Consider the following 11,645-nt stretch of genomic DNA (forward strand, 5'->3'; position numbering starts at 1 on the left):
CTGCCGCTACCCGTCCCGGCCTTAGCTTTAGGAGCCACCCCATGAAGTTCGACGTCTCCCGCCAACGGATAGAGGCCGCGTCCGCGATCGTCGCGGGCGGGGTCAACAGCGCCTTCCGGTCCGGCATCCGCCCACACCCGCTCGTCTTCGCCGAGGCCGACGGCGCGATCCTCACCGACGTCGACGGCAACCGCCTGGTCGACTACTTCCTCGGCATGGGGCCGATGCTCCTCGGCCACCGTCCGGCGCCGGTCGTCGATGCGGTCCGGGCCCAGCTCGACCGCAGCATCCTGGTCGCCGGCCAGACCGACCTCGAATACGCGGCCGCCCGCCTGCTGACCGAACTCGTCCCGTCGGCGGAGCTGGTGCGGTTCTCGGTCTCGGGGAGCGAGGCCGTGCAGGCGGCCCTGCGGGTGGCGCGGGCGGCCACGGGCCGCTCGACGGTGCTGAAGTTCGAGGGCCACTACCACGGCTGGTTCGACAACGTGATGTGGAGCGTCTCGCCCACGCTGGAGGAGGCCGGCCCGGCCGAGGCGCCGGTCCCGGTGGCCAGTTCGCTCGGCCAGCAGCCCGCGGTCGACCTGGCGGTGCTGCCGTGGAACGACGCCGACCTGGTCCGCCAACGGCTGGCCCGCGGCGACGTCGCAGCGGTGATCATGGAGCCGGTGATGTTCAACAACGCCGGCATCCTGCCGCTGCCCGGATATCTCGAAGCGGTCCGCGAGGCCTGCGACGCGAGCGGCACCCTGCTGATCTTCGACGAGGTGATCACCGGCTTCCGGATCGGGCCCGGCGGCGCACAGCAGGAGTTCGGCGTGACACCCGACCTCACCGTGCTCGGCAAGGCGCTCGCCAACGGTTTCCCGGTCGCCGCGGTCGTCGGCAAGCGGTCCTATATGGACCTGGTCGCCGATCGGGTCGTGCACGGCGGCACCTACAACACCCAGTCGGTGGCGATGGCGGCGACGCTCGCCACGCTGACCGAGATCGCCAGCGGCCGGCCCTACGAGACGATCGGCCCGGTTGGCACCGCGCTGATGGAGGGGCTGCGCAAGGAGTTCGCCGACGCGGGTGTCGAGGTGCGGATCGTCGGCTATCCGGCGGTGTTCCAGGTGCGCTTCGGCACGGTGCGGCCGCGCGACTACCGCGAAGCGCTCCAGGCCGACCGCGCCGCCTACGTCGACTTCGCCGCCGACCTGCTCCACCACGGCGTACGCGTCCTGCCGCGAGGCACCTGGTTCGTCTCGACCAGCCACGGCGACCACGTCGACGCGACCCTGTCCGCCGTCCACGACGTGCTGAAGGGGTCGCGATGAAGATCGTCGACATCCGGGCCACCCCGGTCACCGTGCCGTTGAAGCGCCCGCTGCGCTGGTCGTTCGGCGTCGAAGTGTCGACCACCCGGGTCATCGTGGAGCTGATCACCGACGAGGGCCTGGTCGGCATCGGCGAGACCCGCGGCGGCGACGAAGTGGTCCGCGCCCTGGAGCTGCACCGCGACCTCTACATCGGGCTCGACCCGCTGGAGGTCGGCCGGATCACCCGCCGGTTCTCCGTGTTCCGGATGACCAGCGAGCAGCTCGCGCTGGTCGGCGCGGCCAAGCTCGCCGGGGCGGCGCTGGAGATGGCGTGCTGGGACCTGACCGGCAAGGCGCTCGGCAAGCGCTGCGGCGACCTGTGGGGCGGGATCGAGAACGAGCGCGTCGAGTTCGCGGCGTATGTCTTCTACCGCTACGCCTCGCCGACCGACATCGGCCGCGGCGACCTGGCCGAGGACGCGGCCGACCACGCCGAGGAGCTCTTCGAGACACACGGGTTCCGCGACATCAAGTTCAAGAACGGCGTGCTCGAACCGGTGCAGGAGATCCGCTCCGTCCGGCTGATGCGGGAGCGGCTCGGCGACCGGCTCCGCAACCTGCGGCTCGACCCCAACGCGGTGTGGTCGGTGGAGACCAGCGTCCGGGTGCTCAACGAGATCAACGACTTCGGGCTCGAGTTTTGCGAGGACCCGACCTGGGGCATCGAGGGCATGTCGCTGGTCCGCGAGCGCACACCCGTGCCGCTGGCGACCAATATGTGCTGTGTCACCTTCGAGCAGATCCCGTTGGCCGTACGCGCCCGCGCGGTCGACGTGATCCTCGGTGACATCCACTTCTGGGGCGGCCCGAGCGCGGTGCTCCAGCTCGCCAAGATCTGCGAGACGTTCAACCTGGGCCTGAGCCTGCACAGCGACCGCGAGTTGGGCATCTCCACGGCGGCCGTGCTCCACCTGGCCGGCGCGGAGACGATGGTCAGCCACGCGATCGACTCGCACCTGCCGGAGCAGGCCGACGACATCATCACCACGCCGTTCGTGTTTCGCGAGGGCTGCCTCCAGGTGCCGACCGGGCCCGGTCTCGGTGTCGAGATCGACCAGGAGAAGCTGCGCTTCTACGCCGCGCACCACCGCAAGGTCGGCGAGGGCAGCGAGTTCGCCGACGCCGCGCAGACCTCGTTCCGCGCGAAGTTCCCGAGGTTCTGATGCGTCTGTCGGGCCGGGTCGCCCTGGTCACCGGCGCCACCGGTGGGATCGGGCCGCGGATCGCCGCCCGGCTCGCCGCCGACGGTGCCGCCGTCGCCGTCCACCACCTGCCCGAAGACGCGGATGAGGCCGCCGAGGTCGCCGACGGGATCACGGCGACCGGCGGCACCGCGATCGCTGTCGCGGCCGACATCTCGGACCCCGCCGCGGTCGCGGCGTGTGTCGGCGAGGTCCGCGCGCGCCTCGGCCCGATCTCCGGGCTGGTCTGCAACGCGGCGACCGCCGTGGCCGGGCAGCGCGACTGGCGCACGCTGACCGCCGCCGACTGGTCGGCCACGCTGGCGGTCAACGTCACCGGCACGTTCCTCTGCGTCCAGGCCGCCTACGACGACCTGGTCGCGACCGGGCACGGTGCCGTCGTGGTCATGTCGTCGGTCACGCCCTTGCTGGGCCGGACCGGAAACCTCGCCTACGTCACCTCCAAGGCGGCCCTGATCGGCCTGACCCGCTCGCTGGCCCGCGAGGTCGGTCCCGAAGGGGTACGCGTCAACGCGATCGCCCCCGGCGCCATCCGCACCCCGTCCGAGGCGGTCTACGGCGACCCGGCCGACATCGAAGCCATGATGGCCGGCCTCCAGTCGCTGCGCCGGCGCGGCGAGCCCGACGACGTGGCCGGGGCGACCGGCTTCCTGCTCAGCGACGACGCCGCGTTCGTCACCGGCCAGGTGCTGGTGGTCGACGGCGGCTGGGTGATGCCATGACGCTGCGGGTCGCGGTGGCGAGCATCATCCAGGAGACCAACACGTTCTCCCCACAACCGTCCGCCATGGACGACTTCACCTCGCAGGGCCTCTGGGTCGGCGCCGCGGCGGCCGGGCGCAGCGAGGGCACCAACACCGAGATCGCCGGCGCCCTCGCCCGCCTCGCGGAGGAGGGCGTCGAGGGCGTCGCCATCGTGCGCGCGTGGGCGATGTCGGGCGGCGTGCTCGAGGAAGCCGCGCTCCGGCACCTGCGCGCGCTGCTGGTCGACAACCTCGTCGCCGCCGGCCCCGTCGACGCGCTCGTGCTGTGCCTGCACGGCGCGCTCACCGCCGCCGGCGAGTTCGACGCCGACGCCCACCTGGTCGAGGCGGCCCGGGCCGCGCTGCCGCCCGGCGTGCCGGTCGTGGTCACACACGACCTGCACGCCAACGTCACCGCGCGCGTCGTGGCCGCCGCCGACGCGCTGATCGGGTTCCACACCTACCCCCATGTCGACCAGGGCGACACGGGCCGGCGCGGCGCGGACCTCGCCCTGCGCCTGCTGCGCGGCGGTGAGCGCATCGGGACCGTGCTCGCGAAGCGGCCCATGCTCGTGCCGGCCGAGTCGATGGCGATCGCCGACCAGCCGATGCGGCGCTTGCGGGCACTCGCGGACGCGGCGACCGCCGGGCCGATCCTCGACGTGTCGCTGTTCCCGGTCCAGCCCTGGCTCGACGTACCCGAACTCGGATTCGGTGTGACGGTCACCCACGCGGGCGCCCCAGCCGCGGCGGCCGCACTCGCGGACCGGCTGGTCGGCGAGGCGTGGGCGGTCCGGGCGGAGTTCGCCGTCGACCCCGTTCCGGTGCCCGACGCGATTGCCGGCATCGAGCCGGGCGGCGGCCCGGTGCTGCTCGTGCAGTCCGCCGACTCGCCGACCTCCGGCGCGACCGCCGACAGCGCGACGGTCGTGGCGGCACTGCTGGCGAGCCGGCTGCGCAGCCTGGCGACGGTCGTCGACGCGCCGGCCGTCGCGGCCTGCTTCGCCAGCGGCGCCGGCGGCCGGGTCGTGACCAGCGTCGGCGCGACCCTGGACCCGCGCTGGTCGGCGTCCGCTCGCCTGAGCGGAGTCGTCACGCGCACCGGTGACAGCCCGGTCGTGCTCACCGGCGACTCGATGACCGGGCAGCCGATCGCGATGGGCCGCTGGGCCACCGTCGATACGGGCACCGGCCTGACCGTACTCGTCACCGAGCGGCCGGCACCCACCTTCGACCCGGCCGGCTATCGCCACGTCGGCCTCGAGCCGGCCGACGCCGACGTGGTCGTCGTGCGCTCCGCGACCATGTACCGCGCGGGTTTCCGGGGGCTCTACCGCCGCGCCGTGCTGCTCGACCTGCCCGGGGCCAGCACCCCCCGTTTCGACTACCTCACCTTCGCCCACGCGCCCCGGCCGCTCTATCCCCTCGACGGAGGCGACACATGACCGCGCCGCTGCGGGTTTACGACAACCGTGTCCCGGTCTACTACGACGGCGGCGCGCGGATCAGCGCGTTCCGCGGCGTTCCGCCGGCACCCGGCCCCGAAGACTGGGTGGCGTCGCTCTCCCGGCTGCCGGCCGCGATTCTGCCCGCCGGCTTCCCGCCCGACACCGGCGTCTCGCGGACCGACGAAGGCTCGCTCGCCGACCTGGTCGCGGCCGACCCCGAAGGTTGGCTCGGCCCGCGACTGGCGGCCGCCTACGGCGGCGACCCGGCCCTGCTCGTCAAGCTCCTCGACGCGGGCGTCCGGCTCCCGGTGCACTGCCACCCGACCCGCGACTTCGCCCAGCGGCACCTCGGCAGCCTGTTCGGCAAGACCGAGGGCTGGATCGTCGTGGACGCCGCACCCGGCGCGCAGGTCTGGCTCGGCATGCGCGACGCCGTCGACCGCGGCGATCTGTCGCGCTGGATCGAGGATCAGGACACCGCCGCGATGATCGCCGCGATGAACGCGCTGACGGTCGCGCCGGGCCAGGTGTTCTACGTGCCCGCGGGCCTGCCGCACGCGATCGGCCCCGGCGTCTTCGTGGTCGAACTCCAGGAGCCGACCTCGTTCTCGGTGCTCGCCGACTATTCCGCGTTCGGCGTCGACGCCGACGCGGCCACTCTCGGGCTCGGCTGGGACCTCGCGCTGTCCTGCTTCGACCTTGACGGCTACGCCGACCGCCTGGACGCCCTCATGCCGGCCGCCCGGTCGCTCGGGCCGGGCCTGCGCAGCTTGTTCGACGCCGACAGCTTCTTTCGGGCCTGGCAGGTGCGCGGTGACGTGACGTTGCCGGTCGCCAGCTTCGCGGTCGTCGTCGTGACGGGCGGCGCCGGAGCCATCGTTGCCGGAGCCGAGCCGATGCCGATCGCCCGGGGCGACACGCTGGTCGTCCCCGCGTCGGCCGGCCCGCTGACGTTTACGGGGAACGCCGAGGCGATCGTCTGCCTGCCACCGGAGCTGCCGTGAACGTGCCGTCCCGATCGGTCGCGACCATCGAGGTCGTCGACGCCGGCTGCGACCTGGCCGAGAGCCCGCTCTGGCTCGACTCGCAGCGGGGCATCCGCTGGGTCGACGCCGGCCGAGGGGACCTGCACGCCCTGCGCGACGGCCGGCACGAGTCGTGGTCGGTCACCGACGGTCTGGTCTCGGCGGTCGCCGAAGGCGCTGGCGGCGACCTGCTCCTGGCCGTCGGCCGCGAGCTCTGGCGCGTCCCGGACGGCCCTTTCACGGGTACGGCCACCGTGGTGGCGCAGGTCCCGCCCGGCGCCGTGCTCAACGACGCCAAGGTTGGTCCCGACGGGCGGCTCTGGGCCGGCACGGTCGATCGCTCACAGCCGGCAGCGGCGGCGCTCTGGTCTTTTGGGGCCGGCGGTGACGTCCGGCGGCACTGGACCGGGGTCACGCACGGCAACGGGCTGGCCTGGAACGCGTCGGGCTCGCTGTTCTACTTCGTCGACAGCGGTGCGGGAACGCTGTCCTGCGGCCCCTTCGACCCGTTCGGGCAACCAACGGTCCTGCTCACGCTGGACCGCGAGGTGGATGGCATTCCCGACGGCCTGGCCGTGGACAGCACGGGCGACCTGTGGCTCGCGGTCTGGGGCGGGCACTGCGTGCTGCACCTCGACGCGTCCGGCAACCCGATCGACCGGATCGCACTGCCCGAACGCAACGTGACGTCGTGCGCGTTCGTCTCGGCCGGGCTCGACGTGCTGGCCGTCACCACCGCCGCGGACCCCGGCGGCCCGGGTGGCGCGGTGCACCTGCTCGACGTCGGCCGCACCGGCCTGCCCGGCTACGCCTTTCCGGAGGGATGACGATGCATCAGGTGTGGATCACGGGACCCGAGGCCGTCGAGGTCCGCACGGTCGCGACGCCGTCGGCCGGGCCGGGGGAGGTGCTGGTGCACACGGCGTACGCCGGCATCTGCGGCTCCGATCTGCACACCCTCCATCGTGGACACCCCTGGTTGCCCTATCCGATCGCACCGGGCCACGAGGCCTCCGGCGTGCTCGACAGCGGCGAGCGGGTCTACCTGCGGCCGGCGATCGCGTGCGGGGTCTGCTTCTACTGCAAGCGCGGCAAGCCCAACCTGTGCGACGCCCTGATCGGGGTCGGCTCGCACACGCCGGGTGCCTTCGCCGAGGCGTTCGTCGTGCCGGCCGCCGCGCTCGCGCCGGTGCCCGACGGCGTCTCGCTGGCGGCGGCCGCGATGATCGAACCGCTCGCGACGGCCGTGCACGCGGTCGCCGCGGCCGGCGACGTGGCCGGCTCCACCGTCGCGGTCCTCGGCGGCGGCTCGATCGGCCAGTCGGTGCTGCTGGCGGCCCGCGCCGCCGGGGCCGAGCAGGTCGTGGTCACCGATCCGGTGGCGAGCAAGCGCGCGCTGGCCCTATCGCTCGGCGCGGCGGCCGCGCTGCCGCCCGATGCCGTGCCGGACGCCGTCCGCGCCGCGCTCGACGGCCGTCCGGACGTGGTCTTCGACTGCGTGGCCAGCGCCGGCTCGCTCGGCTCGGCCATCGACCTGGCGGTCAAGGGCGGCACGGTCGTCGTGGTCGGCGTCGGCCACGGCCCGCTGACGGTCGCGATCGAGACGGTGCAGGACCAGGAAGTGCGGATCGCGGGCTCGGCGATGTATACGCCGGCCGACTTCGCGCGCGCCGAGTCGCTGATCGCCGGGGGAGTGCCGGTAGAGCGGCTGATCACGGCCGTCCACCCGCTGTCGGAGGCGGTCGCCGCGCTGCGCGCGGCGACGACCGGCGACGAGGTCAAGATCCACCTGGCCGGCCCGGCCGCTGTCTGAGAGGAAGCGCGATGCGAGTGAACACCCCCGTGTTGTTCGGGGCCCGGACTCCACATCGGATGGTTGACGTCGATGTCGCCGAGCCGCGCGAGGGCGAGGTGCGGGTGAAGATGGCGGCCTCCGGCGTGTGCCATAGCTGCCTCTACGCGATCGACGGCGAGCACGCCGCCATCCCGATGCCGATCATCCTGGGCGACGAGGGTGCCGGCGTGGTCGAGTCGGTCGGGCCGGGCGTCACCACCGTCGCCGCCGGAGACCACGTCGTCGTGTCGTGGGCACCCGGCTGCGACGCGTGCCGCACCTGCCACCAGGGCCTGCCCGCGCTCTGCCAGCGTCAACCGCCGCTGGGCCGGATGGCCGACGGCGAGACACGGTTCCACCACGGCGGCCGGGAAGTGTTCCACTATGGACCGGCCACGAACGCGCCGTTCACCGTCCTCCGCGCACGCGCCGTCGTACCCGTGAACAAGGACATGCCTCTTGATCTTGCCGCGCTGATCGGGTGTGCGGCGGCCACCGGGGTGGGTGCGGTCCGCAACACCGCACGGGTACGCACCGGCGACAGCATGGCCGTGGTCGGCTGCGGTGGCGTCGGCATCAGCGCGCTGCACGCCGGGTCGCTCGCCGGGGCCTTTCCCATCGTCGCCGTCGACGTCGAGCCGACCAAGTTCGACGCCCTGATCAGGATGGGCGCCACTCACTGCGTCGACGCGCGCGAGCCCGACGCGCTCGACCGGATTCGCGACCTGACCGGCGGGGGAGTCGACCACGCGTTCGTGACGACCAGTGCCGCCACGGCGTTTCCGCTCGCGGTCGGCGTGCTCGCGCCGCGGGGGACCTGCGTGCTGATCGCCGGCTACCCCGACGGCGCCACGGTCACCTTCGACCCCGGGCACCTGCTCAACGGCGAACGCCGGATCATCGCCTCCAAATATGGCTCCTCGAACCCGCCGGTCGACTTCCCCGACCTCGTCGACCTCTACCTCGCCGGCCGGCTCGATCTGGCCGCGATGGTCTCGCAGCGGTGGCGTCCGGAGCAGATGGACGCCGCCTACGACGCGCTGCGCTCCGGCACCACCACCCGCGGCCTGATCGTCTTCGACTGATGCGCGCCGCCCTGGTCACCGCGCCCGGTCGGCTGGCGGTCGAGACCGTCGCCGACCCGTCCCCGGCCGCCGACGGTGTGGTCGTCAAGGTGCGCTCCTGCGGCATCTGCGGCACCGACCTGCACCTGGTCGACGGCGAGCTGGGCACCGACCGCTTCCCGCTCGTCCCGGGCCACGAGCCGTGGGGCGAGATCGTCGCCGTCGGCCGTTCGGCGACCGGGTTCGCCGTCGGCGAGCTGGTCGCCGTCGATCCCTCGCTGCACTGCGGCGCCTGCGACCCCTGCCGACGCGGCCAGGGCAACATGTGCCAGCGGTGGGGTGCGATCGGCGCCACGCGGCCAGGCGCCTGGGCTGAGTTCACCGCCGTGCCGGTCGCCAACCTGCACCGCCTCGGCGACGACTTCCCGCTCGACGCGGTGGCGCTGGCCGAGCCGGTGGCGTGCGCGGTGCGCGGCCTGCGCCGGCTCAACCCGCGGGCCGACGAGCCGGCCGTGATCTTCGGCGCCGGCACGATGGGCCTGGTGCTGGCGATCCTGCTCGACCTCCAGGGCGTCGGGCCGGTCACGGTGGTCGACATCAACCCGGCCCGCCGCGAACTCGCCGCGCGGTTGACGGGCGCCGCGGTGTGCGGGTCGGCCGAGGGCTTGCGTGCGCGTTGGGTGATCGAGGCGACCGGCAACCCGGCCGCCTTCGAGGCGGCGCTGGCCTGCGTCGACCGGGCCGGCACGCTGCTCGTCTTCGGCGTCGCAAACCCGCTCGCGACCGCGGCGATCTCGCCCTACCGCGTCTACGCCGACGAGCTCACGATCGTCGGCTCGATGGCGATCCTGCACAGCTTCCCGCCGGCGATCGCGACGATCCGCAGGCACGCGGACCGGTTCGCCCCGCTGGTGACCGACGCCTTCGGGCTCGACGACATCGAGGCGGCGTTGACGCTGGTCCGGTCGGGTAAGACCATCAAGACGCTCATCACACCGTAGGCGGGGGAGCACCGTGCCGAAACGCATCCTGATCACCGGTGCCCGGCGCGGCATCGGCGCGGCCATCGCGGTGGGCCTGGCCGCGGACGACACCGAACTGCTGCTGCACCACCTCGCCGCACCGGACGAGATCGCCGCGGTCGCCGCCCGCTGCCGGGCCGCGGGGGCCAAGGTCGAGGTGCTGGAGGCCGACCTGTCCGACGCGGCCGACGTCGTCGCGCTCGGCGAACGGGCGGGAGCGGCCGACATCCTCGTCAACAACGCCGCGCGCGCTTCCGACGTACGCCTGGACGGGCTTTCCCTGCACGAGTGGCAGGCGACCTTCGCGGTCAACGTGACCGCGCCGATGCTGCTCGCACAGGCTTTCGCGCCGGGCATGCGGGAGCGGGGCTGGGGCCGGATCGTCAACGTCACGTCGGCGACCGTGCGGCTCGGCGGGCCATCGGGACCGTCGTACGTGTCGAGCAAAGCCGCCCTGGTCGGACTGACCAGGTCGTTGGCGCGGACGTTGGGTCCCGACGGGATCACCGTCAACGCCGTGTCGCCCGGCGCCATCAAGACCGAGAGTGAGGCCGAACTGGCGGTGACCCGTGGCGAGACCGACGTCGACATCGACGCGATCACCGAGGCGGCGCAGGCGATCCCGCGGCGGCTGGTGCCTGACGACCTCGTCGCCGCCGTGCGCTTCCTGATCTCCGCCGGCGCCGGTGGGATGACCGGCCAGGTCATCGAGGTCGGCGCGGGCCTCGTCTACCGATAGGAACGGCAGGCTCACGGTTTGAGGACGACCTTGACGCAGCCGTCCTGCTTCTCCTTGAAGATCTCGTAGCCGTGCGGGCCCTCGGTCAGCGGGAGCTGGTGGGTGGTGAGGTCCTCGGTGCCCAACGGGTCGTCGTCGCCGGTCAGGGCGGGCATGATCTCGTCGACCCAGCGTTTGACGTGCGCCTGGCCCATCCGGAGGGTCACGCCCTTGTCGAACAGGTCCATCATGGGCAGCGGGTTGGCCTGGCCGCCATACACGCCGATGATCGAGACGGTGCCGCCCCGGCGGACGCTGTCGAAGGCCGTGTTGAGTGCCGCCATGCGGTCGACGCCGAACCTCTCGATGGCGGCGCGGGCCACGCTGTCGGGCAGCTTGCCGGCGGCGCGTTGCGCCAGGTGCTGGAGGGGTGAGCCGTGTGCCTCCATGCCGACGGCGTCGACGACGCCGTCCGCACCGCGCCCGTCGGTGAAATTCATGATCGCATCGGGTACGTCGTCGACGGCTCTGGTGTCGATCACCTCGATGTCGTGCCGGCGTGCCATCTCGAGCCGTTCCGGGACGTTGTCGACGGCGATGACCCGCTCGGCACCGAGGTGGCGGGCGACGCGGGCGGTCAGCTGTCCGATCGGACCGAGGCCGATGACGGCGCAGGTGCCGCCGGGCGGGACGTCGGTGAAACGGAACGCCTGCCACGAGGTGGTGAGCACGTCGGAGAGGAAGAGGAACCGCTCGTCGGGGTGTTCGGCCGGAACCTTGATGGGTCCGAACTGGGCCTGTGGCACCCGCAGATACTCCGCCTGGGCGCCGGGGACGTGGCCGTAGAGCTTGGTGTAGCCGAACAGCGCCGCGCCCTTGCCCTCGTCGCGGACCTGGGTCGTCTCGCACTGCGCGAAATAGCCCCGTTCGCACATCCAGCAGTGGCCACAGGAGATGTTGAACGGCACCACCACCCGATCGCCGGGCGCGATGTGGGTGACCTCTGGGCCGACCTCCTCGACGATGCCCATCGGTTCGTGGCCGAGGATGTCACCGGGGTCGAGATACATCCCGAGGACGTCGTAGAGGTGCAGGTCCGAGCCGCAGATGGCGGTCGACGTGATGCGTACGATCGCGTCGGTCGGCTCCTGGATCCGCGGGTCCGGAGCCGACTCGACCGAGACCTTCTCCGTGCCCTGCCACGTCAGCGCCTTCACGGGCGCGCCTCCCG

Annotated in this window: 11 protein-coding genes; 10 read left to right on the forward strand and 1 reads right to left on the reverse strand. The window is 72.8% G+C overall.

The window, feature by feature from the left end; genetic code table 11:
* Positions 1-41 precede the first annotated feature (41 nt).
* Genes DFJ67_RS27955 through DFJ67_RS28000 form a run of 10 tightly spaced genes read left to right on the forward strand, consistent with a single transcriptional unit; the run spans position 42 to position 10,435 of the window.
* Positions 42-1,316: an aspartate aminotransferase family protein gene (locus DFJ67_RS27955; RefSeq protein WP_116070756.1), complete on the forward strand. Its 1,275-nt coding sequence runs from the start codon at positions 42-44 to the stop codon at positions 1,314-1,316.
* Positions 1,313-2,521, forward strand: coding sequence for an enolase C-terminal domain-like protein (locus tag DFJ67_RS27960; protein ID WP_116070757.1), 1,209 nt, complete (start codon positions 1,313-1,315; stop codon positions 2,519-2,521). The genes DFJ67_RS27955 and DFJ67_RS27960 overlap by 4 nt, the downstream gene beginning before the upstream one ends.
* Positions 2,521-3,282 carry an SDR family NAD(P)-dependent oxidoreductase gene (locus tag DFJ67_RS27965; RefSeq protein ID WP_116070758.1) on the forward strand — a complete coding sequence of 254 codons (762 nt, stop codon included), beginning with the start codon at positions 2,521-2,523 and terminating at the stop codon, positions 3,280-3,282. Before DFJ67_RS27960 ends, DFJ67_RS27965 begins: the two co-directional genes overlap by 1 nt.
* A complete protein-coding gene (locus DFJ67_RS27970; protein WP_116070759.1) occupies positions 3,279-4,748 on the forward strand; it encodes a M81 family metallopeptidase in 1,470 nt (489 codons plus the stop codon). Before DFJ67_RS27965 ends, DFJ67_RS27970 begins: the two co-directional genes overlap by 4 nt.
* Positions 4,745-5,755, forward strand: coding sequence for a class I mannose-6-phosphate isomerase (locus DFJ67_RS27975; RefSeq protein ID WP_116070760.1), 1,011 nt, complete (start codon positions 4,745-4,747; stop codon positions 5,753-5,755). Before DFJ67_RS27970 ends, DFJ67_RS27975 begins: the two co-directional genes overlap by 4 nt.
* Positions 5,752-6,603 carry an SMP-30/gluconolactonase/LRE family protein gene (locus DFJ67_RS27980; protein ID WP_170216009.1) on the forward strand — a complete coding sequence of 284 codons (852 nt, stop codon included), beginning with the start codon at positions 5,752-5,754 and terminating at the stop codon, positions 6,601-6,603. Before DFJ67_RS27975 ends, DFJ67_RS27980 begins: the two co-directional genes overlap by 4 nt.
* A gap of 11 nt (positions 6,604-6,614) precedes the next feature.
* Positions 6,615-7,589, forward strand: a complete 975-nt coding sequence (locus DFJ67_RS27985; RefSeq protein WP_170216010.1) for a zinc-dependent alcohol dehydrogenase — start codon at positions 6,615-6,617, stop codon at positions 7,587-7,589.
* Between the two features lie 59 nt (positions 7,590-7,648).
* The gene (locus DFJ67_RS27990) at positions 7,649-8,695 is read left to right on the forward strand and encodes a zinc-binding dehydrogenase (RefSeq protein ID WP_170216011.1); all 1,047 of its coding nucleotides are present in this window, start codon (positions 7,649-7,651) and stop codon (positions 8,693-8,695) included.
* Positions 8,695-9,675 carry an alcohol dehydrogenase catalytic domain-containing protein gene (locus tag DFJ67_RS27995; RefSeq protein WP_116070764.1) on the forward strand — a complete coding sequence of 327 codons (981 nt, stop codon included), beginning with the start codon at positions 8,695-8,697 and terminating at the stop codon, positions 9,673-9,675. The genes DFJ67_RS27990 and DFJ67_RS27995 overlap by 1 nt, the downstream gene beginning before the upstream one ends.
* Before the next feature lie 13 nt (positions 9,676-9,688).
* On the forward strand, positions 9,689-10,435 hold the full coding sequence (locus DFJ67_RS28000; RefSeq protein WP_116070765.1) for an SDR family NAD(P)-dependent oxidoreductase: 747 nt from the start codon (positions 9,689-9,691) through the stop codon (positions 10,433-10,435).
* An 11-nt stretch (positions 10,436-10,446) separates the two neighbouring features.
* Here the strand turns inward: DFJ67_RS28000 and DFJ67_RS28005 are convergent, their stop codons facing one another.
* The gene (locus DFJ67_RS28005; RefSeq protein ID WP_116070766.1) at positions 10,447-11,631 is read right to left on the reverse strand and encodes a zinc-dependent alcohol dehydrogenase; all 1,185 of its coding nucleotides are present in this window, start codon (positions 11,629-11,631) and stop codon (positions 10,447-10,449) included.
* Positions 11,632-11,645 lie beyond the last annotated feature (14 nt).

This window comes from Asanoa ferruginea (assembly GCF_003387075.1).
GTDB lineage: Bacteria > Actinomycetota > Actinomycetes > Mycobacteriales > Micromonosporaceae > Asanoa > Asanoa ferruginea.